The sequence below is a fragment of the Paraburkholderia sp. J12 genome, from assembly GCF_905220215.1.
GTDB lineage: Bacteria > Pseudomonadota > Gammaproteobacteria > Burkholderiales > Burkholderiaceae > Paraburkholderia.
Genome location: NZ_CAJMZC010000005.1, coordinates 182,327 through 205,634, shown reverse-complemented (window position 1 = coordinate 205,634; position 23,308 = coordinate 182,327). Strand labels below are relative to the sequence as shown.

The 23,308-nt window shown below is 64.8% G+C and carries 25 protein-coding genes; 9 read left to right on the top strand and 16 right to left on the bottom strand.

Translation table 11 applies throughout. The features are described from left to right. Nucleotides 1-71: 71 nt before the first annotated feature. From U5760_RS14015 to U5760_RS13995, 5 genes are all read right to left on the bottom strand, one after another. The gene (locus U5760_RS14015) at nucleotides 72-1,241 is read right to left on the bottom strand and encodes a tetratricopeptide repeat protein (protein ID WP_415914103.1); all 1,170 of its coding nucleotides are present in this window, start codon (nucleotides 1,239-1,241) and stop codon (nucleotides 72-74) included. Between the two features lie 49 nt (nucleotides 1,242-1,290). Then, entirely contained in the window at nucleotides 1,291-1,719 is a 429-nt protein-coding gene (locus U5760_RS14010) for a biopolymer transporter ExbD (protein WP_322012511.1), read from the bottom strand. 9 nt (nucleotides 1,720-1,728) lie between these two features. Continuing rightward, complete coding sequence (locus U5760_RS14005) at nucleotides 1,729-2,154, bottom strand: biopolymer transporter ExbD (protein WP_322012509.1); 426 nt, start codon at nucleotides 2,152-2,154, stop codon at nucleotides 1,729-1,731. 14 nt (nucleotides 2,155-2,168) lie between these two features. Next, entirely contained in the window at nucleotides 2,169-3,080 is a 912-nt protein-coding gene (locus tag U5760_RS14000; RefSeq protein WP_322012508.1) for a MotA/TolQ/ExbB proton channel family protein, read from the bottom strand. A gap of 67 nt (nucleotides 3,081-3,147) precedes the next feature. Then, nucleotides 3,148-3,846: an energy transducer TonB gene (locus U5760_RS13995; protein WP_322012507.1), complete on the bottom strand. Its 699-nt coding sequence runs from the start codon at nucleotides 3,844-3,846 to the stop codon at nucleotides 3,148-3,150. A 1,020-nt stretch (nucleotides 3,847-4,866) separates the two neighbouring features. Here U5760_RS13995 and U5760_RS13990 point away from each other — a divergent pair. The 4 genes from U5760_RS13990 to U5760_RS13975 all read left to right on the top strand — a co-directional run bounded on the left by U5760_RS13990 (nucleotide 4,867) and on the right by U5760_RS13975 (nucleotide 7,872). Beyond that, nucleotides 4,867-5,772 carry a MipA/OmpV family protein gene (locus tag U5760_RS13990; protein ID WP_322012505.1) on the top strand — a complete coding sequence of 302 codons (906 nt, stop codon included), beginning with the start codon at nucleotides 4,867-4,869 and terminating at the stop codon, nucleotides 5,770-5,772. Nucleotides 5,773-5,966: 194 nt separating this feature from the next. Further along, nucleotides 5,967-6,950, top strand: coding sequence for a TerC family protein (locus U5760_RS13985; protein ID WP_322012504.1), 984 nt, complete (start codon nucleotides 5,967-5,969; stop codon nucleotides 6,948-6,950). Between the two features lie 190 nt (nucleotides 6,951-7,140). After that, nucleotides 7,141-7,398: a zf-TFIIB domain-containing protein gene (locus tag U5760_RS13980; RefSeq protein WP_322012503.1), complete on the top strand. Its 258-nt coding sequence runs from the start codon at nucleotides 7,141-7,143 to the stop codon at nucleotides 7,396-7,398. A 63-nt stretch (nucleotides 7,399-7,461) separates the two neighbouring features. Continuing rightward, a complete protein-coding gene (locus tag U5760_RS13975) occupies nucleotides 7,462-7,872 on the top strand; it encodes a TerB family tellurite resistance protein (protein ID WP_322012501.1) in 411 nt (136 codons plus the stop codon). An 87-nt stretch (nucleotides 7,873-7,959) separates the two neighbouring features. On the opposite strand, the gene U5760_RS13970 is transcribed toward U5760_RS13975, so the two are convergent. The 4 genes from U5760_RS13970 to U5760_RS13955 all read right to left on the bottom strand — a co-directional run bounded on the left by U5760_RS13970 (nucleotide 7,960) and on the right by U5760_RS13955 (nucleotide 11,511). After that, a complete protein-coding gene (locus U5760_RS13970; protein WP_322012499.1) occupies nucleotides 7,960-8,616 on the bottom strand; it encodes a response regulator transcription factor in 657 nt (218 codons plus the stop codon). 38 nt (nucleotides 8,617-8,654) lie between these two features. Then, nucleotides 8,655-9,968: a HAMP domain-containing sensor histidine kinase gene (locus U5760_RS13965; RefSeq protein ID WP_322012497.1), complete on the bottom strand. Its 1,314-nt coding sequence runs from the start codon at nucleotides 9,966-9,968 to the stop codon at nucleotides 8,655-8,657. Between the two features lie 103 nt (nucleotides 9,969-10,071). Next, a complete protein-coding gene (locus tag U5760_RS13960; protein ID WP_322012495.1) occupies nucleotides 10,072-10,536 on the bottom strand; it encodes a hypothetical protein in 465 nt (154 codons plus the stop codon). 126 nt (nucleotides 10,537-10,662) lie between these two features. Beyond that, nucleotides 10,663-11,511, bottom strand: a complete 849-nt coding sequence (locus tag U5760_RS13955; RefSeq protein ID WP_322012493.1) for an alpha/beta hydrolase — start codon at nucleotides 11,509-11,511, stop codon at nucleotides 10,663-10,665. 185 nt (nucleotides 11,512-11,696) lie between these two features. Here U5760_RS13955 and U5760_RS13950 point away from each other — a divergent pair, with 185 nt between their 5' ends. Then, nucleotides 11,697-12,161, top strand: coding sequence for a VOC family protein (locus tag U5760_RS13950; protein ID WP_322012492.1), 465 nt, complete (start codon nucleotides 11,697-11,699; stop codon nucleotides 12,159-12,161). Between the two features lie 112 nt (nucleotides 12,162-12,273). Here the strand turns inward: U5760_RS13950 and gltA are convergent, their stop codons facing one another. The 7 genes from gltA to U5760_RS13915 all read right to left on the bottom strand — a co-directional run bounded on the left by gltA (nucleotide 12,274) and on the right by U5760_RS13915 (nucleotide 18,233). Beyond that, entirely contained in the window at nucleotides 12,274-13,575 is a 1,302-nt protein-coding gene (gene gltA, locus U5760_RS13945) for a citrate synthase (protein WP_322012490.1), read from the bottom strand. Between the two features lie 104 nt (nucleotides 13,576-13,679). After that, nucleotides 13,680-13,946 carry a succinate dehydrogenase assembly factor 2 gene (locus U5760_RS13940; protein WP_042338036.1) on the bottom strand — a complete coding sequence of 89 codons (267 nt, stop codon included), beginning with the start codon at nucleotides 13,944-13,946 and terminating at the stop codon, nucleotides 13,680-13,682. A 28-nt stretch (nucleotides 13,947-13,974) separates the two neighbouring features. Beyond that, nucleotides 13,975-14,676: a succinate dehydrogenase iron-sulfur subunit gene (locus tag U5760_RS13935; RefSeq protein ID WP_028227097.1), complete on the bottom strand. Its 702-nt coding sequence runs from the start codon at nucleotides 14,674-14,676 to the stop codon at nucleotides 13,975-13,977. A 28-nt stretch (nucleotides 14,677-14,704) separates the two neighbouring features. Beyond that, on the bottom strand, nucleotides 14,705-16,480 hold the full coding sequence (gene sdhA / locus U5760_RS13930; RefSeq protein WP_322012486.1) for a succinate dehydrogenase flavoprotein subunit: 1,776 nt from the start codon (nucleotides 16,478-16,480) through the stop codon (nucleotides 14,705-14,707). 4 nt (nucleotides 16,481-16,484) lie between these two features. Next, a complete protein-coding gene (gene sdhD / locus U5760_RS13925) occupies nucleotides 16,485-16,853 on the bottom strand; it encodes a succinate dehydrogenase, hydrophobic membrane anchor protein (protein WP_028227095.1) in 369 nt (122 codons plus the stop codon). Between the two features lie 3 nt (nucleotides 16,854-16,856). Beyond that, a complete protein-coding gene (gene sdhC / locus U5760_RS13920) occupies nucleotides 16,857-17,273 on the bottom strand; it encodes a succinate dehydrogenase, cytochrome b556 subunit (RefSeq protein ID WP_322012485.1) in 417 nt (138 codons plus the stop codon). 168 nt (nucleotides 17,274-17,441) lie between these two features. Continuing rightward, a complete protein-coding gene (locus U5760_RS13915) occupies nucleotides 17,442-18,233 on the bottom strand; it encodes a GntR family transcriptional regulator (RefSeq protein WP_322012483.1) in 792 nt (263 codons plus the stop codon). A 590-nt stretch (nucleotides 18,234-18,823) separates the two neighbouring features. Between U5760_RS13915 and U5760_RS13910 the strand changes: the two genes are divergently transcribed. The 4 genes from U5760_RS13910 to U5760_RS13895 all read left to right on the top strand — a co-directional run bounded on the left by U5760_RS13910 (nucleotide 18,824) and on the right by U5760_RS13895 (nucleotide 23,253). Next, entirely contained in the window at nucleotides 18,824-19,807 is a 984-nt protein-coding gene (locus tag U5760_RS13910; RefSeq protein ID WP_322012481.1) for a malate dehydrogenase, read from the top strand. 253 nt (nucleotides 19,808-20,060) lie between these two features. Next, complete coding sequence (locus tag U5760_RS13905) at nucleotides 20,061-21,101, top strand: HpcH/HpaI aldolase/citrate lyase family protein (RefSeq protein WP_322012480.1); 1,041 nt, start codon at nucleotides 20,061-20,063, stop codon at nucleotides 21,099-21,101. A 109-nt stretch (nucleotides 21,102-21,210) separates the two neighbouring features. Next, a complete protein-coding gene (locus U5760_RS13900; RefSeq protein ID WP_322012478.1) occupies nucleotides 21,211-21,759 on the top strand; it encodes a hypothetical protein in 549 nt (182 codons plus the stop codon). A gap of 42 nt (nucleotides 21,760-21,801) precedes the next feature. Next, nucleotides 21,802-23,253 carry a bifunctional 2-methylcitrate dehydratase/aconitate hydratase gene (locus tag U5760_RS13895; RefSeq protein ID WP_322012476.1) on the top strand — a complete coding sequence of 484 codons (1,452 nt, stop codon included), beginning with the start codon at nucleotides 21,802-21,804 and terminating at the stop codon, nucleotides 23,251-23,253. Nucleotides 23,254-23,308 lie beyond the last annotated feature (55 nt).

Sequence of the window (23,308 nt, the reverse complement as noted above, 5' to 3'; positions counted from 1 at the left end):
CTCTAGATTGTGGTCTACCACCCTGCCTCCGAAAGCGGCGGGCGGCCATGACTGGCGCCCGCGGCCTGGACTTACGACTTCGATGCCACCAGAATCCACAACTGGGCGAGATCCGCGCTGCCGTCGGTGCCCTTCACTGCCTTGAATGCCTGAACCGCGCGCGCCTTCTGTCCGGCGAAGTAGTACGCCTCGCCCAAACGCAGCTGTGCGAGATCCGGGTGAGCCAGACCGCCCTTCGCGATGAGCGCTTCCATGGTCGCGATGCCGTCCTTGGCCTGCCCCGCGAACACCTGGTTGAAGGCAGCGTCGAACGGTGCAATCGTGTTGCCGTTCTGGTCCGTGGTCGACTGCGCGCGCTTGTCTGCGAGCGCCTGGAGACGTTTCTCGCGATCGCTCTGCGCGTCGTGGCCCAGCACGCCCGAGGAGAAGCCCTGGTCGATCACCTGCTTGCCTTCGGCCGTCGAGCCGGCGACGATCGCAAGCTGCGTCATCTCCATGTAGTCGTCGGCGCTGGTCAGCGAACCGGTTGCGCGGCGCAGACGGTAGGTGTCCACGTCGAGCGCGCCGAGATAGCCCGGCTTGCTGCGAATCGAGTGCAGCAGGTCGTCCCAGTACGACTGCTTCGGGTGATACGCCACCAGCTTTTCGAGCGCGCCGCGATACGCAGTCTGATCGTTCGCGTGCTGCGCACAGGTGCCGAGCAACTGAAGCTGCGCTTCGTCCGGCGCGCGGCCGGCACGCACCTGCGAATCGACGCTGGCGTTCAGAAGACGCGTGGCGCTCGCATAGTCGCCCGACAGGTAGTACGACTCGACCAGCAGCGTCGCCATCTGCGAGTCCGTGCCGCCCGCCTTCTGATAGCGCTGCGCCACGCGGATCGCCTGGGCGTAATTCTTCTGCTGGAAGTAGATGCCGGCCAGCGCGGCCGTGGTCTGCTGTTCGTCGGCGCCCTTGAGCTGGCCGCTCGAGAGCAGGGACTCATAAGCCTGAGCCGCCACGCCGTTGTCGCCCGCCGCCATGGCCGCGGCACCGCGCATTTCCTCGACCATGTAGGTTTCGTACGGCGTCTTGTTCGGCACGGCCGCTGCCTGCGCGATCTTCGCGAGCGCGCCCTGGTAGTTGTGCGCGCGATACAGCGTCTGCGCGTCGTTCAGCGGCTTGGCCACGTCTGGACGCAGCGCGTCCGCCGCGTGTGCCGCCACGGGCAGCACGGCCAATGCCGAGAACCCGCTCACGGCCAGCGCGAGCGCGGCTTTCTTCAAACGATCAGGAAGGCTCACTCTCATTTCCTCACTGCATGTACTGCTCGTTGCCGATCAGACCGATCTTGGTTGCCCCTTCGCGCTGCGCGGCCGCCATCACCGCGGCCACGTCCTTGTAGGGCGCGAGCCGGTTCGGGCGCAGGTGAATCTCCGCCTGGTCCGGCTCGGCCGCGACCTGCGCGAACTTCTGTTCCAGCGTCGCGGTGTCCGGCACGACCGTACCGTTCCAGGTGGTGGTGCCGTCGAAGTCGATATCGATCTGCACCACCTCAGGCTGCACAGCCGGCGGCGGCGGATTGCCCACCGGCAGGTTCATCTTGACCGCGTGCATCTGGATCGGAATGGTGATGATCAGCATGATCAGCAGCACCAGCATCACGTCGATGAGCGGCGTGGTGTTGATGTCCACCATCACTTCCGGTTCGCTGCTCTTGCCGCCCGATACGTTCATCCCCATAACCGCCCCTTAACCGCCGCGCGCCGGCGGCTCCGTAATGAATGACACCTTCGCGATACCCGCGCGCTCGCAGTCCGTGATCACGCGGCCGATGGCCTCGTAACGCGTCTCCTGGTCGCCGCGGATATGCACTTCCGGCTGCGGCGACTGGACACCTGCTGCTTTCAGACGCTCCAGCAGCGTCGCTGCGTCGACATGCTTCTCGTACCAGAAGAAGTCGCCATCGCGGTTCACCGCGATCTCGATGCTCTTCGGCTGCGTCTGCAGCGGCATCACCGCCTGCTTCGGCAACTCCAGCGGCACCGTGTGCGTCACTACGGGAATCGTGATCAGGAAGATGATCAGCAACACCAGCATCACATCGACGAGCGGCGTGGTGTTGATGGACGAGATGACCTCGTCCTCGTCGCCTTCGCCTCCAACGCTCATGGCCATGGCGTGCCCCTTCTTCAGTCGGCCAGTGCGGCCGAGCGTGCGGTACTGCGAACCGTGCGCTTGCCGCCTGCCAGCACGACGGCGTGGAGTTGCGCGCCGAACGAACGCACGCGCTCCATCACGGCCTTGTTACGGCGCACGAGGAAGTTGTAGCCGAGCACGGCCGGCACGGCCACACCCAGACCGATGGCGGTCATGATGAGCGCTTCGCCCACCGGACCCGCGACCTTGTCGATCGAAGCCTGGCCGGCAATGCCGATGGCGGTCAGCGCGTGATAGATACCCCAGACCGTGCCGAACAGGCCGACGAACGGTGCGGTCGAGCCGACCGTGCCGAGGAACGCGAGGCCGTCTTGCAGGCGGTTCGACACGCTGGTGATCGAGCGGTCGACTTGTGCGTCGATCCACGTGTTGCGGTCCACGGCTTCGAGCAGTGCGTCGTCGTGATGTGCGCCGGCCTCGATCGCGGTTTCGGCGATGAAGCGGAACGGCGACGTCTCTTCGAGTTGCTTCGCGCCTTCGGCGAGCGTCGGCGCGCTCCAGATCTGCTCATCGGCGATCTTCGCGCGGCGGTTCGCACGGAACTGCTCGAAGAACTTCGTGATCATGATGTACCAGCTGCCCATCGACATGACGGCGAGCAGGCCCAGCACGAAGCGCGCGACGAAGTCGCCGTTCTTCCAGAGGGCGCCGAGGCCGTAGGGGTTCGTGACCGTTTCCGACGTGGCCGGTGCCGGCGGCGGCGCGGGCTGGTCGGCCGACGCTGCGGGCGCGGGGGCCGCAACTGCCGCAGTGGCAGGCGCCGAGGCGGCGGCGGTGGCGTCGCTAGCCTGCGCGTTGGCAAGCTGCGGTGCGACGAAAGTATCGACCGTGGCTACGGCGATCAACATGCTGGCCGCCAGTGCGGCGTAGGAACGCTTCTTCATGCCTGCTCCAATCCGTTGAACTACTAAAAACGTGAGTAATGACATCCGTGAGGTGAGACCCGCGTGCTCAGTTCAGCGTGAACGAGAACGGAACCTGCACACGCACCGGCTGACCCTGCGAAATGCAATTGAACTTCTTGACCGCGTTGAACGCCGCAGCGTCGAGGCTGTTGTCGTCGGCCGACTTGGCCACGCGCTCGTTCGTGATATGGCCTTGCGGGTCCACCACGAATTCGATGAGCACATCGCCCGTCACGTTGTTTTCCTGCGCATCCTTCGGATACGCGATCGAGCCGCGGATATCGTCGGAATTCGGACACACCACGCCGACTTCATGGCTGAGCGGCTTGGCTGCCGGCGCGGGCGGTGCGGGCGGAGCCGTCACGGGTGCGCTGACAACGGGCGCGGCCTGGTGCGTGATGGTCTGCTGGGGCGGCGCCTGTACCGGCACTTCCGGCGGCGGCACGAACGGCGGCGGCGGCGGCGCGAACTTCGGCGGCGGCAGCTGGACGACCGGCAGCGGCGGCGGAGGCGGCGGCTTCACCGGCTCGATGATCTTCGTTTCGATGGGATGCTGGATGACCTGCACGACCTTGTTCGCGAGGCCGTTGACCAGCGCATAGATGAGCACGACGTGCAGGACGATGACTGCCGCGATGCCGCCATAACGGCGAACGGGATTCTGCTGCTTGCGTCCGAATTCGCGCGGACGGCCGGGTACGCGCGGCCCACCGGACCCGGCTGGTACATCCACTTGCACTTTCATCACCACCTTCGCTCCCTTGGGCGCCGCGCGCCCTTTGCTTGACCGCAGCGAACCATTCGATGCATGGCGGTTCAGTTCCACGACCCCGCCAGACCACACTTTCAATCGGACTACGAAACGGATACGAAAGAGCTGCCGCGAAAATCCCGTTGACTTCTCAACCTTTTTCGACGCAGCTTGTTCACATCGTTCATATACTAAGTAGTACTAACCCTAAGTCATTAGGGTTTACACGAATTCAGCGATCTTCCGCTCCGTATCGCCCACCAAAACACCGTCTGTCACAATGCTCACATACGGGCGTGTTTCAGTTTCGTTTCAGCGACCGGAACGATAGCAAGACAAAAACCGACTTAGCAAACTTTTTTTGATGGGAGAATACGGTGTTTAGAGAGATAGCTCTAAATATCCGCCAACCCACGCCCCAAGGGGGTTCCAGACATGCACCAAAATGGTGTTATTGATGCACCGCCAAATAAAATTACAATTAACTAACTAAAATATTTCTAAATCCATTCTGTTTCGCTCTTAACAGCGCATTTGAAATCGCGGAGCCGGCGGGTGTCTTTTGCCAGTTCGCGGGTATTTAATCGCGCCGCCGCAAACCGGCTTTTTCACCTCGACATTCATTTAATTAGATTCGCCATCCTTATCTTTTAAGGGGCCTCCCCCTGATCAAAAAACGATCGAAAATCTCCTCCTGACAGGCGGAATTTTCGGCATTCTTCGTCCGCCGAGCGCGCTTGAACCCGTCTCCTGCGCAACGATCCCGTCCTTGGACGGGGACCTGCACACTGCCCGGCATGGCATCCGCGCATTCGTTATATTGGACCGGCGAACCGCGAGTCCGGCGCCCCCGCCGCCGCTCGCGAAGCGGCGCGGCAGCCGGGCCCGGGCATAGCGCTTGCTGAGCCAGCACCGCACTGCCGCATCGGCCAGCGCCAGCGTCCCACGATGCCGTGCAGCGCTGCCGCAAAGCCAGTCCGCGGCGTCCAAACATACCTTGCACCTGGAGGCGTCATGACGTTAGCACCCCGTCGCGCGCGGGCCACAGGCATTCGACGCAAGCGGGCATTCGCGGGCCTGCCGCTAAGGCTTGCCATCGCAGCGGGCGCCCTTTCCGCCCTTTGCACAGCCCCGCATGTCGAGGCGCAAACGCCTTCGCCGCTCGGCGAATGGCAGTATTCGGCGGGCATTCCGCTTGAAAAGATGTACGAGACCGATCGTCCCGACTGGGAGATGCGCCTCGGTGTGGGCTCGACCTTCGAGCCGCGCTACGACGGCTCCGACCGCTATCACATGCTGGCCGGCCCGAGCCTCGACATCCGCTACAAGGATCTGCTGTTCGGCTCCACGGGCGAAGGCTTCGGCGTCAACGTGCTGCAGGGGCCGAACTGGCGCGTAAGCGTCGCCGCGGCCTACGACCTCGGGCGGCGCGGCCATGACGACCCGTCGCGCCTGAACGGACTCGGCAACATCAATCCGGCACCCGAAATGAAGATCGCCGGCGAGTATGTCGTTTCGAAAGACTTTCCGCTCGTGCTCCGCTCCGCCTTCACGCGCAGCTTCGGCGGCTCGAATGGCTGGGTGGCGGATCTCGGCGCCTATATGCCGTTGCCGGGCAGCAGCCAGCACTTCTACTGGTTCGCCGGCCCCTCGGTCACCTTCGCCGATTCGAACTACATGCAAAGCTGGTTCGGCGTGACGCCCTTGCAGGCGGCCGCCTCGGGCTACCGGCAATACAATGCGAGCGCGGGTCTCAAATCCGCCGGCTTCGGCATCACGATGGTCTATTTCGTCAACAAGCACTGGTTCGTGAGCGCGGACGGCGCGCTCAAGCGCCTGCTCGGCAGCGCCGCACGCAGCCCGATCGTCCAGACGAAGACCGGCGGCGTGTGCGATATTTCGATCAACTACCAGTTCTAGTGCTGCGCGAACGCAGCGGCGCGCCCGAAGCCCCGCGCCCGGCCGCCGCTCGTCAGCCCCCTCATCCTCGCCTCATTTTCCGCTGCTAACCTGAGCGTATGGACCGAAGGTCCATACCGCCGGTATAGCCGCAACACGGCACAAAGCCGAACGCGCGCGACCGCATTCCACCTCGATTTCAAGGACCCGCGATCATGCTCCCGTCGTTCCTCACCGCCAGCTTCCTCGGCCAGCCCACCTGGCTCTGGGCCGCCTTCATCGCGGTGGTGATCGCACTCCTCGTGCTCGATCTCGGCGTCCTGCATCGCGACGACCGCGAGATCGGCATTCGCGAAAGCCTCTGGCTTTCGCTCGGCTACATCGCGATGGGCGTGCTGTTCGGCGGCTTCATCTGGTGGCAGATCGGCGCCGAGCCGGCCACCGAATACATCACCGGCTATCTGATCGAAAAGTCGCTCTCGCTCGACAACGTCTTCGTCATCGCATCCATCTTCGGCGCGCTCGCCGTGCCGCGCGAGTTCCAGCATCGCGTGCTGTTCTGGGGCATCGTCGGCGTGCTGGTGCTGCGCGCGATCATGGTGGGCCTCGGCGCGGCGCTCGTTGCGCAGTTCGACTGGATCCTCTATGTGTTCGGCGTGTTCCTCGCGCTCACCGGCGTGAAGATGCTGTTCGGCGCGAAGGAAACGCACGACGTGGAGGGCAGCGCACTCCTGCGGGTGCTGCGCCGCGTGCTCCCCGTCACGCCCGGAATCGAAGGCGGCGCGTTCGTCGTGCGCCGCCCGCATCCGGTCACCGGCAAGCTCAAGCTCTGGGCCACGCCGCTTCTTGTTGCACTACTGATGATCGAGTTCGCCGACCTGATCTTCGCCGTCGATTCGATACCGGCCATCTTCTCAATCACGACCGATCCGTTCATCGTCTATACGAGCAACATCTTCGCCGTGCTCGGCCTGCGTGCGCTCTTCTTCGCGCTGGCTGCGATGGCACACCGCTTCTATTACCTCAAGCATGCGCTCGCGCTCGTGCTGGTGTTCATCGGCGCGAAAATCTTCCTGCATGGCTTCGTGGGCAAGATTCCGGCGGGTCTGAGCCTCGGCATCACGTCCGCGCTGCTCGCGGGCGGCGTGATCGTCTCGCTCGTCAAGACGCGCCCCGCAGCAGCCGCGCGCACCTCCTGAACCCCTCAGCCCCGGTGCGGCCGAACTTTTTTCGGCCGCACCCCTCTTCCTCATTCTTCGCTCATTCTGCGCCCGTACGATGGTTTCCATCGAGACAGCGCCCCCTCCCCGAGGCAACCCACCCTCGGAACAAGCTGGACGAGCCGGCGGCGCCTCCTCGATGAATTGTTCACTCATTACGGAGCGCATCATGAAATGCCCGCACTGCCATGACGTCACCCTCACCATCGCGGATCGTCAAGGCGTCGAAATCGACTATTGCCCGCAATGCCGGGGTGTCTGGCTCGACCGCGGCGAACTCGACAGGCTGATCGAACGCGCCGGCCGCCAGGGCCGCGCCGACGACTACTACGGCACGCAAGGCGGCGGTTCGCCGCGGCACCCGTACGACCGGCACGACTCGCACCAGCGCCGCCGCAAGTCGTGGCTGGGCGAACTGTTCGACTAACCGGCAAGGCACCGCACACCTGCCCCCGCAACACCTGCTCAATCGTTACGAGGACTCCTGATCATGCGTACCTACTCCTGCAACAGCCCCCAGGCCGCCGGCCGGATCGTCGCCATCGCGCTGCTCGCCGACGGCCATCTGAGCAGCGACGAGCTGACCACACTCCATCGCGCGCGCATCGCAGACCGCCTGGGGCTCGCGCCCGGCGAATTCGGCGTGATCCTGCAAGGCCTCTGCGAAGACCTGCTCATGAATTCGCATCTGAACTGGAGCGACGCATGCAAGGTCGATTCCGACGTCATGCAGCAGGTGATGCGCGAGCTGGAAGACCCGGTGCTGCGCGCGGAGGTGCTGAATCTGTGCTACGTGGCGATCTATGCGGACCGCCACGTGACCGAGACGGAGACCGCGCTGCTCGGCTCGCTCACGAAAGCGTGGCAAACGCACCCGTGGCAGCGCCTGCTCGCTTCGTAACGCTGCCCGAACGTCGAGGCAACCCGTAGCGCTGCACGCCGGCCACGATGCCGGCGTGCAGCGCAGCGTGCGAATGTGTCGTCGCGGTCACACGCACACGGCCCAGCCGAGCCCGCGCACATTGCGGATCACGGCGTTGCCGAACTTGCGCCGCACGCTGTAGATCACGGCATCGACGGCATTGCTTTCCACTTCCTCGCCCCAGCCGTAGAGCCGTTCTTCGAGCTGTTGCCGCGAGAGAATCGCACCGGGCCGCTCGAGCAGCGCCAGCATCAGCGCATACTCGCGCGCGGAAAGATCGTCGGATTGCCCGTCGAAGGTGAGACGGCGCGCGTTGGTGTCGAGCGTCACGCGCCCGCCGCCGATCGCCGCCTTTGCAGAACCCGACTTGCGCCGCACCACGGCGCGGATGCGCGCGAGCAGCTCCTTGCTCTCGAACGGCTTCACGAGGTAATCGTCCGCGCCGAGGTCGAGACCTTCCACGCGCGTATCGACATCGTCCTGTGCGGTAATGATGAGCACCGGCGTGACGTCGTTCGACTCGCGCAAGCCGCGCAATACATCGAGGCCGCTCATGTCCGAGAGGCCGAGGTCGAGCAGGATCGCCGTATAGGAGCCGTCGCGTATGGCCGTGCGGCCGCTCTCGCCCGTGCGCACCCAGTCGACGCTATACGAGGCGTCCTTGAGCGCGCGCATCAGCGCGGGCCCGATCAGCAGATCGTCTTCGATCAGCAAAATCCGCATCGTATGTCCTCTCTCCTTCGTTCGTCCGTCGCGCGCGGCTAGCGCGGCAGTTCGATGCGCGCGACGATGCCTGAGGGGCCGTCCGTGCGGTTGGCGAGCGTAACGTTTCCGCGGTAGCTCTCGGCCAACGCCTGCGCGATCGCAAGCCCCAGCCCGCTGCCTTCCACGTCGTTCGCCCCCGCGCGGAAGAAGCGGTCGAACACGCGCGGCAGGTCCGCTTCGGCAATGCCGGGGCCGTTGTCGAGCACCTCGATCACGGTCTTCCCCGGATCGCTGCGCACCGACACATCGACCTGCGTGCCTTCACCGCCGTAGCGGATTGCGTTGTCGACGAGATTGCGCACGAGCACGCGCATGTCCGCCTCGGTCGCGCGCACGCTCGCGTCGTCGAGCCGCTCGACGCCCAGATCGACGCCACGTGCGAACGCGAGCGGCAGCAGGTCCGCCACGACATCGCCCACCACCCGCGGCAACGATACATCGACCAGCACCCGCTGTGCGCTGCCGATTTCCGCGCGCGCAAGGCCGAGGAGCTGCGAGACAAGCGAGCCGGTACGCGCGATGCCGCGCTTGAGTTCTGCGAAACGTTCGGCGTACTGATCGGGCGGGGCATCGCGCAGGTTGTCGATCTGCAGCTGCATCGCGGAGATCGGCGAGCGCAGTTCGTGTGCGGCATCGGCAATGAACTTGCGCTCGGCGTTCACGAGCACCGAAAGGCGCTCGATCATGCGGTTGACCGAATCGAGGAAAGGCCGCAGCTCGACCGGAGCGCGAGCGATGTCGAGCGGCTGGAGATTGTGCAAGTCGACGCGTGCCGCGCGCCGCCCCATGCGCTCGAGCGGACGCAGCGAAACGCGCACCGTGATCGCAATGGTGAACACCAGCAGCGGCAGGAGCGCGAACACCGGCAAGAGGCTCCAGAACGCCACGCGTATGGCGTTGCGGTTGCGCACGCTGCGCGATTCGGCTACCTGAATGAATTCGTCGCCGGCGACAAGGCCGAAGACGTCCCACGACTCGCCATCGTATTCGATGGTCGCGAAGCCGGCCGGCCCGCGCGGCAGCGCGACGCTGCGGTTGCTCGTGCGCGTGGGCGCGGCGCCGTCGCCGGCGGACCAGATCTGCACCACGAGGTCGTCGGAGAGCCGGCGCCTGGCGTCGCGGGCCGAGGCGGGATGCGGCACGCCCGTCTGCACGTGCGCCGCAGCATCGCGCAGGCTCGCGTTGAATTCCGTCGCGAGGCTGCGCACCACGAGAAACGTCCCGAGCGAGCCGAGCAGACCGACCAGGATCGCAAGCGCGCCCAGCGCAATGCTGAGCCTGCGGTGCAGGGAGTTCGCGGCGAAGAACATGGAGGGAATCTCGTGAAACGGAACGGAATGCGCCGCCGGGCGGCAAATCGCGTTCCATCATATCGGATTCCCCTGCGCATTCTCTTGCCAGGTCCACCTCGTTTCAGCGGTGATGGCCACCCCCGCCCCACATCATGCCGCTATGAAAGCCGCTATGAAAGCCTCCATGCGTGCCCGAGACCGGCCGCATGCCCGGGTGCCCATAGTAGACGCGATGTATCGGATAGAAATGGTGGAAGCGATCGACGAAAACAAACGACACACCTACGATCGCCGTCGGCCACCAGCCGTACCATGGGCCGTAGTAGTCGGCCGGCGCCAGCACGGGATAAAGCAGCGTGCCGTCGCCGCCCTGCTGGATCTGCCAGGTGCCGTCGGGCTGCGGACAGGCCAGCCCGCTGATCTGCTGCGGCGAGCCGTCGATATCGACGGTCCCGGTTACGTTGCGGCAGGCCGATGCATCCGTTGCGTCCTGTGCCGCCGCGGTCGCCGGCGCAAGCGCCAGATACGCGGAGGAACCCACTGCCAGTACGCCGCACGCGATGCGGGAATTCAAAAGTTTGCGCATGATGCCACCCCTCACGATGGTGTCATCTGCAAAACGACCGGAGCCCTCGCGCTATTCCCTCGCCGGGGCTCCCGCGAAAGACGCCCTCATTACAAGGTGTTTCTTTCGCTGCACGGCTCACGCGCATCAGCCGTGCAGCCCCTCGACGAAGGCCCGAATGTCCTCGTTCACGCGCGCGGCGAAGTTGAAGTACATCCCGTGCGTGCCGCCTTCGTACACCTTCAGCAGCGCATGCCGCAGTGCAGCAGCGGTCGGCCGCCCGGTCACCTCGAGCGGGGCGGACGCGTCGCAATCGCCGTGCAGGATCAGCGCAGGGACGTCGATGGCTGCCAGTTCGCGGCGCAGGTCGGTGGAAGTCTGCACGCGGCACAGTTCGACCGCGCCGGGGAACGACGCGCGCAGCATCATGTCGGCGGTCCACTGGATCGCGGCAGCGGACGTGCCAGGGCTGAAATAGCCCTCTGCGCGGCGCGCAATCCAATCCGGGAACGAGACCCGCATCTCCTCTAGCGAGGCCGCGAAAAGGCTCGCATCGACGCCGGTGGGGTTATCGGCAGTCTTGAGCAGGTAAGGCGTGGCGGCGGGCGAGAGCAGCACGATGCCGGCCACGCGCCGCGCGCCGTGGCGGCTCAGGTAGCGCACCACCTCGCCGCTCGCGAACGAGTGGGCGACCAGCGTCACGCCGGAGAGGTCGAGCGCGTCGAGCACGGCCTCCAGGTCGTCGGCAAGCGTGTCGTAGTCGTAGCCGCGCCCCGGATCGGTCGAGCGGCCGTGGCCGCGCCGGTCGTAGGCGATACAGCGCATGCCGGCCTCCACGAGCGGGACGGTCTGGTAGTCCCACATGCCCGCATCGAGCGTCCAGCCCGCGAGGAACACGAGCGGTCTGCCTTGTCCCCAGTCGCGGTAGAAGAGTGCCGTATCGGCGTCGATGCGGATCGTGCCGGGCTGGCGCGGCAGGCGTTCGGGATGGGTCATGACGGGGCTCCTTCACTGAGTGGCTGGGTGAGTGAGGCCATGGTCGGCGAACGCGTGCAGCGGGTCGATTACCTCGGAGGTAAGCGCTACGGGGCCATGAGCGGGGCCGGACCGGCGCAAAGCGTGCCTTGCATGACGGTGCTAGATTCGGCTCACCGATGTCCATCCTCTGTGGAGGTACCCCCATGACCACCGCGTGGAAGCAGCCCACCTTCGCCTCGGCCATCTACTACCGCGACCCGCTGGCCGCGCTCGACTGGCTGGAAAAGGCGTTCGGCTTCAAGCGGCAGTTCGTCGTCTACGGGCCCGAAGGCAAGCTCGCGCATTCGGAAATGCGCCTCGAAGGCGGCCTCGTGATGATCTGCGGCAGTTGGCCCGGCATGCCCTACACGAGCCCGGCCGACGTCGAGGGCAAAAACACCCAGTCGGTGCACGTGCAGTTGCAAAGCGGCATCGACGAGCACTGCCGGCACGCGCTCGCAGCCGGCGCCAGGGTCGTGCGCGAGATCGCCGACCAGTTCTACGGCGACCGCGTGTACGTGGTGAGCGACCCGGAAGGCCACGTCTGGAGCTTCGGCCAGACCGTGCGCGAGGTGACGCGCGAGGAAGCGGAACAGGCGAGCGGATTCAGGATCGACGGCTGGATCTGAACCGGCAATAGAAAACGCCCCGGGGGCGAACCCGCCGGGGCGTCTGGATCCATCTGGATCCATCAAGAGGCACACGGCGCGCCCGCGAGGCGCGCTGCATGCCGCAAACGGCTTAGCGTTGCGAAATCGGCTTCGCTTCGCGCGGCGTTTCGCCAATGAAGAGCTGACGCGGACGGCCGATCTTCTGCTCGGGGTCAGCAATCATTTCGTTCCACTGCGCGATCCAGCCCACCGTGCGCGCCATCGCGAAGATGCAGGTGAACATCGACGTCGGGATGCCCAGCGCGCGCTGCACGATGCCCGAGTAGAAGTCCACGTTCGGGTACAGCTTGCGCGACACGAAGTATTCGTCTTCCAGCGCGATCTTTTCGAGCGCCATGGCGAGCTTGAACAGCGGATCGTCGTGCAGGCCCAGTTCCTCGAGCACTTCGTGGCACGTTTCGCGCATCAGCTTCGCGCGCGGATCGTAGTTCTTGTACACGCGGTGGCCGAAACCCATCAGCTTCACGCCCGAATTCTTGTCCTTCACCTTCTTGATGAACTCGGGGATGTTGTCCACCGAGCCGATCTCTTCGAGCATGTTCAGCGCGGCTTCGTTCGCACCGCCGTGCGCCGGGCCCCACAGACACGCGATACCGGCCGCGATACACGCGAACGGGTTCGCGCCCGACGAGCCTGCGAGACGCACCGTCGAAGTCGAAGCGTTCTGCTCGTGGTCGGCGTGCAGGATCAGGATGCGGTCGAGCGCGCGCACCAGCACGTCGTTGACCTTGTACTCTTCGCACGGGTTCGAGAACATCATGTGCATGAAGTTCGCGCTGTACGAGAGTTCGTTACGCGGATACACGAACGGCTGGCCGATCGAGTACTTGTACGCCATGGCGACCAGCGTCGGCAGCTTCGCGATCATGCGGATTGCCGAGATGTCGCGGTGACGCGGGTTATTGATGTCGAGCGAGTCGTGGTAGAACGCCGAGAGTGCGCCGACCGCGGCCACGAGGATCGCCATCGGGTGCGCGTCGCGGCGGAAGCCGCGGAAGAAGAAGTGCATCTGCTCGTGAACCATCGTGTGCTGCGTGACGGTCTTCACGAACTCGTCCTTCTCGGCCTGGTTCGGCAGCTCGCCCTTCAGGAGCAGGAAACAGGTTTCGAGGAAGTCGGCGTTCTGCGCGAGGTTGTCGATCGGGTAGCCGCGGTAGAGCAGTTCGCCCTTGTCCCCGTCGATGTACGTGATCGCCGAGTTGCACGCCGCCGTCGACATGAAGCCCGGGTCGTACGTGAACTTGCCGGTCTGGCCGTACAGTTTGCGGATGTCGATCACGTCCGGGCCCATGGTGCCCTTGTAGATCGGCAGTTCGACGCTCGGCGAATTGTCGCTGAACGATAGCGTGGCTTTTACATCAGACGGGGTCATAGCACATCCTCAATCGAAGATAAATACGGGATTCGATAGTTTGCACGTCGGGCGCGGCACAAGCAGGTATCACATGGACATCACTGCACGGACATCACTGCGCCTTATACGTTGCGAAGCAGTTCCAGCACCCGCTTCACGTCCGGGTCGGCAAGTTCGCCTTCTGGTTCCTTGCGTGCGAGAAGCAAGTCCATCAGGTCGTTATCGCTCAGCTCGAGCAGGCGCGTGAGGGCACCCACATCGGCGTCGCTGAGGTCATGCTCGTAGCGGTCGAAAAAACGCTCGAAAATCAGGTCGTTTTCGAGCAGACCGCGCCGCGCGCGCCAGCGAAGGCGCGCGCGGCGAAGGGGATCAGACTGGTGCGATTCCATTTCAACCAATTTCAACCGATGCGCCGCGTCAAACCGCGCGGCGGACCATCAGTTCCTTGATCTTGCCGATCGCCTTCGTCGGGTTCAGGCCCTTCGGGCAAACGTCGACGCAGTTCATGATCGTGTGGCAACGGAACAGGCGGTACGGGTCTTCCAGATTGTCCAGACGCTCGCCAGTGGCTTCGTCGCGGCTGTCCGCGATGAAGCGGTAGGCCTGCAGGAGACCTGCCGGGCCGACGAACTTGTCCGGGTTCCACCAGAAGCTCGGGCACGACGTCGAGCAGCTCGCACACAGAATACACTCGTACACGCCGTCGAGCTCGTCGCGCTGTTCGGGCGACTGCAGACGCTCCTTCTCGGGCGGCGGCGTGTCGTTGATCAGGTACGGCTTGATCGAGTGATACTGGTTGAAGAAGTGCGTCATGTCGACGATCAGGTCGCGCACGACGGGCAGGCCCGGCAGCGGACGCAGCACGATCTTCTGCGGCAGCTCGTTCAGGTTCGTGAGACACGCCAGACCGTTCTTGCCGTTGATGTTCATGGCGTCCGAGCCGCACACGCCTTCGCGGCACGAACGGCGGAACGACAGCGTCTCGTCCAGTTCCTTGAGCTTCAGCAGCGCGTCGAGCAGCATGCGCTCGTGCGTGATTTCCAGCTCGTACGACTGCATGCGCGGCGCCGCGTCCTTGTCCGGATCGTAGCGGTAGACTTCAAAAATTCGTTTGGCCATTTCCGATTCCTCTTGACTGGCTTGTGCCTTAGAACGTACGCGCCTTGGGCGGCACCGATTCGACGGTCAGCGGTTGCATGTGAACCGGCTTGTATTCGAGTCGGTTGTCGTCGCTGTACCAGAGCGTGTGACGCAGCCAGTTTTCGTCGTCGCGATGTTCGTAGTCGCTCTGCGCGTGCGCGCCGCGGCTTTCCTTGCGGGCTTCGGCCGAAACCATCGTTGCACGCGCAACTTCGACCAGGTTCGCCACTTCGAGCGCTTCCACGCGCGCCGTGTTGAACACCTTCGACTTGTCCTTCAGGTGGATGTGCTTCGCACGCTCCGCCACTTGCGCGATTTCCTGCACGCCTTCGGCCAGCAGGGCCGAGGTACGGAACACGCCTGCGTGCTTCTGCATCGTGCCGCGGATATCGTTCGCCACGCTCTGCGCGTACTCGCCCGAGCTCGAGCTGTCGAGCGCGGCGAGACGGGCCAGCGAGAAGTCGCCCGCGTCGGCCGGCAGCGGCTTGTGATCGCGCTGCTCCTTCACGTGCTTGACGATGTGGTTGCCGGCCGCACGGCCGAACACCACGAGGTCGAGCAGCGAGTTCGTGCCGAGGCGGTTCGCGCCGTGCACCGAGACGCACGAGCATTCGCCCACGGCGTAGAAGCCGTTGATCGGATCTTCGTGGCCCTTCGACGTGCCCACGACCTGGCCGTGGATGTTCGTCGGGATGCCGCCCATCTGGTAGTGGATGGTCGGCACGACCGGGATCGGCTCCTTGATGCAGTCCACGTTCGCGAACTTGAGCGCGATTTCGCGGATCGACGGCAGACGCTTCATGATCGTCTCGGCGCCGATGTGCGAGAGGTCGAGCAGCACGTGGTCCTTGTGCGGACCCACGCCACGGCCTTCCTTGATTTCCTGGTCCATCGAACGCGAGACGAAGTCGCGCGGTGCGAGGTCCTTCAGCGTCGGTGCATAGCGCTCCATGAAGCGCTCGCCGTCGGCGTTGCGCAGAATGCCGCCTTCGCCGCGCACGCCTTCGGTGATCAGCACGCCCGCGCCGGCCACGCCGGTCGGGTGGAACTGCCAGAACTCCATGTCCTGCAGCGCGATGCCCGCACGGGCCGCCATGCCGAGGCCGTCACCGGTGTTGATGAACGCGTTGGTCGATGCCGCGAAGATCCGGCCCGCGCCGCCCGTGGCGAACAGCGTGGTCTTGCCTTCGAGGATGTAGACGTCGCCCGTTTCCATTTCGAGCGCGGTCACGCCCAGCACGTCGCCTTCGGCGTCGCGGATCAGGTCCAGCGCCATCCATTCGACGAAGAACGTGGTCTTCGCCGCGACGTTCTGCTGATACAGCGTGTGCAGCAGCGCGTGGCCGGTACGGTCGGCCGCCGCGCACGCGCGCTGGACGGGCTTCTCGCCGTAGTTGGCCGTGTGGCCGCCGAACGGACGCTGATAGATCGTGCCGTCGGCATTGCGGTCGAACGGCATGCCCATGTGTTCGAGCTCGTACACGGCGTTCGGCGCTTCGCGGCACATGAACTCGATCGCGTCCTGGTCGCCGAGCCAGTCGGAACCCTTGATCGTGTCGTAGAAGTGGTAGTGCCAGTTGTCTTCGCTCATGTTGCCGAGCGATGCGCCGATGCCGCCTTGCGCCGCCACCGTGTGCGAACGCGTCGGGAACACTTTCGAGAGCACGCAGACCGAGAGACCCGCGCGGGCGAGTTGCAGCGAAGCGCGCATCCCCGAGCCGCCCGCACCGACGATAACCACGTCGAACTTGCGACGCGGCAGACCATTCTTGATTGCAGCCATTCTTTTACACTCTCCAGAGAATCTGAGCGGCGTAGCCGAGGCTGCCCAGCAGCCATGCGATCGTCAGCACGTCCAGCGTGATACGCAGGCCGACCGGCTTGATGTAGTCCATCCAGATGTCACGCACGCCGATCCAGGCGTGATAGAACAGCGCGACCAGCGTGACGAAGGTGGCGAGCTTCATCCATTGCGCGGCGAAGATCGACGCCCAGCCGTCGTACGAAAAATCGTGCGCGCCGAAGAACAGCACGAGCAGGACGATCGTGTAGACCGCCATGATGACCGCGGTGGCACGTTGCGCGATCCAGTCGCGCAGGCCGTAGTGAGCGCCGACGACGAGGCGCTTCGGACCAATTCCGTTTTTGGCAGACATGTTTTAGAACGCTCCGAAGAGTTTCGCCGCGAAGGCGATCGTGAGGACCGAGGAGACGATCACGACAACGAGGGAAGTCGACTTGCCCTGCTGCTTGCCGGCCAGACCATGGTTGAAGTCCATGAACAGGTGGCGCACGCCAGCGCAGAAGTGGAAGAGGAACGCCCATCCGAGGACCAGCACGATGAGCTTGACGATGATGTTGGAGAGGAAAGCCTGGAAGACCTGGAAGCTGAGTTCCGACGTGAGGCTCTGGTCAAAGAGGTACAACAGGAAAGGCAGGAAGATGAATAGCAGCGCACCGCTCACACGGTGGCCGATCGACACGCGGCCTGCTAGCGGCAGGCGGTATGCGAACAATATCTGCCCAATCCCGATGTTCCGGTATTCCGGCCTCGGTTTTTTTGCGGCTTCAGCCATGCTAGACCCCTACTATGTAGAAACACTAATATGCAATTTTACCGCCTTTTCATATCGCGCTGCAGCGAAATCCGCGTCTGGCGGCCGCGTTTGCGCGCGCAATGAAGGCGCTCGGGGGACGGGGGCTGCACCGCTTTGCCTCTACGTGCATGGGCGCGCCACCCCGCTTCAACTCAAGTCATTCTGATAGTAATACCCGGTTGTGACATACCATCCGCGGCGCACTTCGACCGGCCGGTCTCCATAGGTATAGGACACGCGATCGACCGAAAGCAATGGAAAACCGGCCGGCACGTTGAGCAGGTCGGCCACGGCCGGATCCGCCGCCACCGCGCGGATCTTTTCCGTCGCGCGGATCATGCGCGTGCCGAACTCGGCCTCGAACATGGCGTAGAGCGGCCCTTTGTACTCGGCGAGGCGCTCCGTGGTCAGGCCGCGGAACACGGCGCCGGGCAGCCAGATTTCGTCGAGCACGGTGGCCTCGCCGTCGAACTGCAGGAGGCGGCGGATCAGCACCACCGGGTCGGACGGCTTCAGGTCCAGCTGCCGCGCAATGTCGGCCGAGGCACGCAGGCGCCGGCACTCGAGCAGCTTGCTGACGTGGGGGTGTTCGGCACCGTCATCTGCCAGCAATCTAAGAAAGCGAAACTGGGCACGTTCTTCATTGTGCGTTGCAACGAACGTGCCCTTGCCCTGGCGGCGCACCAGCAGGTTGTCCGCGGCGAGTTCGTCGATCGCCTTGCGCACGGTCCCCTGGCTCACCTTGTAGCGGCCGGCCAGTTCGACTTCGCTGGGAATGATCTCGCCGGGCTTCCATTCGCCGGACTCGAGGCTCTGCGTAATGAGCCCCTTGATCTGCTGATAGAGCGGGCTGAAAGTGGGCGACGCGGCCGGCGCGGATGCGGCCGCGCCGCTCTCGGGAGCGGGGGGATTCGCGTTGCTGGCCGGGTTCGCACTCATGGCGCGCATTTCAACATAAAGCGCCCCTGCGAGTCCAGCATTTCTCCCGCAACAGATATGTCTTATATAAGACATAAGATACGGTTGACTTTGACCCTTCCGGCTCCTACACTCCCGTTCGAGCAAGGGTTTGCGGGCGGGTTTCGCGCATGGAATTGCGCTGACCGCCGGCAGTGTTCGCCCCGGGCGCCACGCGCCAAAGGCCACCTTCGCATCACGTTGTTCCCTCACCGCAGTAGACGCAGTAGAGGTTTCGATCCGCCTTCTCGTCGCGCGCCCGGCGCACGGCTTCGTGGACCAGCCGAAAGCGAGCTGTTGCAGGAGTCGGCACACCTGATGCGTGCTGCGCGAGGCGTCCCCGCCCTCCCGAGGGCATCCCCGCATTCGCGGTCCCGTCCCTCCCCTCGCTCGAGTCGCAGCACAGGTTACCGGCCTGGCGGCCAGAACCCGCTGCGCGCCCTTCGGCCTCCTCTTCAGGCAGCCGGACGCGCCGCGAAATGACGCCAGCCTGTTTCACCAACGCTTCGCGTAACGCGCATATAGAATGGCGTTTTACCCTGGCGTCTAACGCATCTTCCTGGAGATTTTCAATGGCTAAGCCCGCAAAGCGCGTTGCCGTCACCGGCGCCGCAGGTCAGATCGCTTACTCCCTGCTGTTCCGCATTGCGAACGGCGACCTGCTCGGCAAGGATCAGCCCGTCATTCTGCAACTGCTCGACCTGCCGCAAGCGCAAGCCGCCGTCAAAGGCGTCGTGATGGAACTGGACGACTGCGCGTTCCCGCTGCTCGCGGGCGTAGTCATCACCGACGACCCCAAGGTTGCGTTCAAGGATGCCGACGTCGCCCTGCTGGTCGGTGCCCGTCCGCGCTCGAAGGGCATGGAGCGCAAGGACCTGCTCTCGGCCAACGCCGAAATCTTCACGGTTCAGGGCAAGGCCCTGAACGACGTCGCGAGCCGCGACGTGAAGGTGCTCGTGGTCGGCAACCCGGCCAACACGAACGCCTACATCGCCATGAAGTCGGCCCCGGATCTGCCGAAGAAGAACTTCACGGCCATGCTGCGTCTGGACCACAACCGCGCGCTCTCGCAACTGGCCGCCAGGTCGGGCAAGCCGGTCGCTTCGATCGAGAAGCTCGCCGTGTGGGGCAACCACTCGCCGACGATGTACCCCGACTACCGTTTCGCCACGGTCGACGGCCAGTCGCTCAACGCGCTGATCAACGACGACGAATGGAACCGCAACACCTTCATCCCGACCGTCGGCAAGCGCGGCGCGGCGATCATCGAAGCGCGCGGCCTCTCGTCGGCGGCATCGGCGGCCAACGCCGCCATCGACCACGTGCGCGACTGGGTCCTCGGCACGAACGGCAAGTGGGTCACGATGGGCATCCCGTCGGACGGCTCGTACGGCATCCCTGAAGACATCGTCTACGGCGTGCCGGTGACCTGCGAAAACGGCGAGTACAAGCGTGTGGAAGGCCTCGAAATCGACGCGTTCTCGCGCGAGAAGATGGACGGCACGCTGAACGAACTGCTCGAAGAGCGCGAAGGCGTCGCTCACCTGCTCAAGTAAGTCCGGGCAGGAAACCGGGAGCCGCGCAGGCAATCTTCCTCGCGGGTTCCGGTTTTTCTCGCGCCAGCGGCCTCAAGGCGGCTCGCGCGAGAAAAAAGCGTGCAGGTGCGCGCATACGGCGGCCAGGTTTGTCACGAAACCGCCTTATGTACCGCACCTGATCCGGACGCGCCTTGGCCGCCGCATCTTTGCCGGCCGCGCAGGACGCATCCGAATCAGGTCCACCTCCCCAACTCGACCCCTGACGCCGACAATGCGCGCCCTCACCCCCGCCGAAGTGTTGTTTGACGGCGAAGCGCCGCCCCCTCTGTTGCCCGCGTGCGACCACTACGCCGGCAGCGAGAAGCTGATGTTGAAGTCGCTCGCGCTGCAGCAGCAGCTCGGGCCGGTCTTCGACATCACGCTCGATTGCGAGGACGGCGCCCAGGTGGGCCGCGAAGCGGAGCACGCCGAACTCGTGGCGTCGCTCCTCGGCAGCGAGCACGACCGCTACGGCCGCGTCGGCGTGCGTATCCACGATTTCCATCACCCGCACTGGCGCGACGACGTGCGCCTGATCCTGCGCGCCGCGAAGCGCGCGCCGGCGTTCGTCACGCTGCCCAAGATCCGCGCCGTGGGTGACGCCGCCGAAATGGTCGCCTTCATCGAGGCCACGCGCGTGGAAATGGGCATCGACAAGCCGATTCCCGCCCAGTTGCTGGTCGAAACGCACGGCGCGCTCGCGCGCGTGTTCGATCTCGCGGCGCTGCGCGGCGTGGAATCGCTCAGCTTCGGCCTGATGGACTTCGTGTCCGCGCACGACGGCGCGATTCCCGATACGGCCATGCGCTCGCCCGGCCAGTTCGATCATCCGCTCGTGCGCCGCGCGAAGCTGGAGATCGCCGCGGCGTGCCACGCTTTTGGCAAAGTGCCCTCCCACAATGTCAGCACCGAAGTGCGCGACATGAGCGTGGTCGCGAGCGACGCGGCCCGCGCGCGCAACGAATTCGGCTACACGCGCATGTGGAGCATCCATCCGGCCCAGGTCCCCGTCATCGTCGCCGCATTCGCGCCGCGCGCCGAGGAAATCGCGCTGGCCGCCGACATCCTGCTCGCCGCGCAAAACGCGCAGTGGGGACCGACGCGCCAGGGCGACACGCTGCACGACCGCGCAAGCTACCGCTACTACTGGTCCGTGCTGCGCCGCGCCCGGGCCACGGGCCGCGCGATACCCGCCGAAGCCGCGCCGTTGTTCGCGCGAGGCGAGTTTGCATCACGCGAGCCCGCAGAAATTGAAGTCCATGTCCATAAATAGGTGAAAATAGCGTCCGCTGCGCGCTTTCGGGGCGCACGCAGTGCTCGCAGGCGGCCGCATAGCGGCCGCGCACTGATCAACCGAATTTGAGAGATAAAGGTCTGACTCCATGAAGAAATTGCTGATCGCCGCCGTCGTTGGCGCACTGTCCACGTCGATGATGCTGGCCGCGACCGACGCCGCCGCCCAGGCATCGTCCGCTCCGGCGACTGCCAAGAAGTCCACCGCGACGCCGAAGAAGCCGGCCCCGAAGCATCGCATCATCAAGCGCAAGCCCAATCCGGCCAAGGAAGCCAAGGTCGATCCGATCCCGGACGGCTCGGAGCACTGGACCTGCGCCGAAGGCATGGCGTTCGACCTGAAGGGCGACATGGCGCGTGACCAGATCGTCACGGTTCACTGGGCGAACAAGAATTACAACCTGCCGCGCCAGGTCACGACGACCGGCGCCGACCGCTTCCACGACGCCGCCACGGGTCTCGACCTCGTCGTGATCCCGACGAAGGCGATGCTGTTCTCGGATAAGGACAGCTCGCGCCTCGCCGACGAGTGCAAGACTGTTGCAATGCAGCAAGGCGCCCTCGCACCGACCCAGGCGAACGCGCTGAACCCGGCGAACCGCGCCCCCGACGCCGCCAGCGGCGCCAACGGCCAGTAAGCCAACGCCGGCACTTACAGGTTGCCTCCCCGGAAGGCCTCGATGTCCGCTCCGATCTCCCATGTCCGGCCACAGCCGGATCAGGTCCTCGTCGATATCGTCGACTACGTCCTGAACGAGTCTGTTTCCAGCGCGCTCGCGCTGGAAACGGCGCGTTATTGCCTGATCGACACGCTGGGCTGCGGGCTCGAAGCGCTTTCCTACCCTGCCTGCACCAAACTGCTGGGACCGATCGTGCCGGGCACGATCGTCCCGCACGGTGCGAAGGTGCCGGGCACGCCGTACCAGCTCGATCCGGTTCAGGCCGCGTTCAACATCGGCGCGATGATCCGCTGGCTCGACTTCAACGACACCTGGCTCGCCGCCGAATGGGGCCACCCGTCGGACAATCTGGGCGGCATTCTCGCGACCGCCGACTGGCTCTCGCGCACGGCCGTCGCCAACGGCAAGCCGCCGCTCACCATGCAGAGCGTGCTCGCCGGCATGGTGAAGGCCCACGAGATCCAGGGTTGCATTGCGCTGGAAAACTCGTTCAACAAGGTCGGTCTCGACCATGTGCTGCTCGTGAAGCTCGCTTCGACCGCCGTGGTTGGCCAACTGATCGGGCTCACGCGCGACGAGCTCATCAACGCCGTCTCGCTCGCGATGGTCGATGGCCAGGCGCTGCGCACCTACCGCCACGCGCCCAATACGGGCTCGCGCAAGTCGTGGGCCGCCGGCGACGCCACCTCGCGCGCCGTGCGCCTCGCGCTGATCGCGAAAACGGGCGAAATGGGCTACCCCTCGGCGCTCACGGCGAAGACCTGGGGCTTCTACGACGTCTCGTTCAAGGGACAGCCGTTCCGCTTCCAGCGCCCCTACGGCACGTACGTGATGGAAAACGTGCTGTTCAAGATTGCGTTTCCCGCCGAATTCCACGCGCAGACCGCAGCCGAAGCGGCGATGACGCTGCACGGCCGGCTCGCGCAGCAAGGCAAAACGGCGGAAGACATCGGGCGGATCACCATCCGCACGCACGAAGCGGCGATCCGCATCATCGACAAGACCGGGCCGCTCGCGAACCCGGCCGACCGCGACCACTGCATCCAGTACATGGTGGCCGTGCCGCTCCTCTTCGGGCGCCTCACGGCCGCCGACTACGAGGACGAGGTGGCGCGCGACCCGCGCATCGACGCGCTGCGCGCGAAGACGGTCTGTGTCGAAGACCCGCAGTTCACGAAGGATTACCACGATCCCGCCAGGCGTTCGATCGCGAATGCGCTGACCGTCGAATTCAACGACGGCACGACGCTCGACGAAGTCGTGGTGGAGTACCCGATCGGCCACCGGCGGCGCCGCGAAGAAGGCATCCCGCTGCTGCTCGGGAAGTTCCGCACCAACCTCGCGCGCCGCTTCTGCGCGAAGCAGCAGCAGGCGATTCTCGATGTCTCGCTCGACGCCGCGCGGCTTGCCGCCCTGCCCGTCAACGAATACGTCGATCTGTATGTAACCTGAGCGTGAACCGGGCAGCCGGGCCACGGACAGGCGAGCATCAGTCAGTAACCGAAGC

Coding starts and splice junctions, on each gene's coding strand:
- U5760_RS13970 (WP_322012499.1), bottom strand. CDS start 8,616: ATGCGGATTTTGCTGATCGAAGACGATCTGCTGATCGGGCCCGCGCTG.
- sdhA (WP_322012486.1), bottom strand. CDS start 16,480: ATGGCTGCAATCAAGAATGGTCTGCCGCGTCGCAAGTTCGACGTGGTT.
- U5760_RS13955 (WP_322012493.1), bottom strand. CDS start 11,511: ATGACCCATCCCGAACGCCTGCCGCGCCAGCCCGGCACGATCCGCATC.
- U5760_RS13990 (WP_322012505.1), top strand. CDS start 4,867: ATGACGTTAGCACCCCGTCGCGCGCGGGCCACAGGCATTCGACGCAAG.
- U5760_RS13905 (WP_322012480.1), top strand. CDS start 20,061: ATGCGCGCCCTCACCCCCGCCGAAGTGTTGTTTGACGGCGAAGCGCCG.
- U5760_RS13910 (WP_322012481.1), top strand. CDS start 18,824: ATGGCTAAGCCCGCAAAGCGCGTTGCCGTCACCGGCGCCGCAGGTCAG.
- U5760_RS13950 (WP_322012492.1), top strand. CDS start 11,697: ATGACCACCGCGTGGAAGCAGCCCACCTTCGCCTCGGCCATCTACTAC.
- U5760_RS13960 (WP_322012495.1), bottom strand. CDS start 10,536: ATGCGCAAACTTTTGAATTCCCGCATCGCGTGCGGCGTACTGGCAGTG.
- sdhC (WP_322012485.1), bottom strand. CDS start 17,273: ATGGCTGAAGCCGCAAAAAAACCGAGGCCGGAATACCGGAACATCGGG.
- sdhD (WP_028227095.1), bottom strand. CDS start 16,853: ATGTCTGCCAAAAACGGAATTGGTCCGAAGCGCCTCGTCGTCGGCGCT.
- U5760_RS13940 (WP_042338036.1), bottom strand. CDS start 13,946: ATGGAATCGCACCAGTCTGATCCCCTTCGCCGCGCGCGCCTTCGCTGG.
- U5760_RS13985 (WP_322012504.1), top strand. CDS start 5,967: ATGCTCCCGTCGTTCCTCACCGCCAGCTTCCTCGGCCAGCCCACCTGG.
- gltA (WP_322012490.1), bottom strand. CDS start 13,575: ATGACCCCGTCTGATGTAAAAGCCACGCTATCGTTCAGCGACAATTCG.
- U5760_RS14010 (WP_322012511.1), bottom strand. CDS start 1,719: ATGGGGATGAACGTATCGGGCGGCAAGAGCAGCGAACCGGAAGTGATG.
- U5760_RS14005 (WP_322012509.1), bottom strand. CDS start 2,154: ATGGCCATGAGCGTTGGAGGCGAAGGCGACGAGGACGAGGTCATCTCG.
- U5760_RS14000 (WP_322012508.1), bottom strand. CDS start 3,080: ATGAAGAAGCGTTCCTACGCCGCACTGGCGGCCAGCATGTTGATCGCC.
- U5760_RS13980 (WP_322012503.1), top strand. CDS start 7,141: ATGAAATGCCCGCACTGCCATGACGTCACCCTCACCATCGCGGATCGT.
- U5760_RS13895 (WP_322012476.1), top strand. CDS start 21,802: ATGTCCGCTCCGATCTCCCATGTCCGGCCACAGCCGGATCAGGTCCTC.
- U5760_RS13935 (WP_028227097.1), bottom strand. CDS start 14,676: ATGGCCAAACGAATTTTTGAAGTCTACCGCTACGATCCGGACAAGGAC.
- U5760_RS13975 (WP_322012501.1), top strand. CDS start 7,462: ATGCGTACCTACTCCTGCAACAGCCCCCAGGCCGCCGGCCGGATCGTC.
- U5760_RS13995 (WP_322012507.1), bottom strand. CDS start 3,846: ATGAAAGTGCAAGTGGATGTACCAGCCGGGTCCGGTGGGCCGCGCGTA.
- U5760_RS13900 (WP_322012478.1), top strand. CDS start 21,211: ATGAAGAAATTGCTGATCGCCGCCGTCGTTGGCGCACTGTCCACGTCG.
- U5760_RS13915 (WP_322012483.1), bottom strand. CDS start 18,233: ATGAGTGCGAACCCGGCCAGCAACGCGAATCCCCCCGCTCCCGAGAGC.
- U5760_RS13965 (WP_322012497.1), bottom strand. CDS start 9,968: ATGTTCTTCGCCGCGAACTCCCTGCACCGCAGGCTCAGCATTGCGCTG.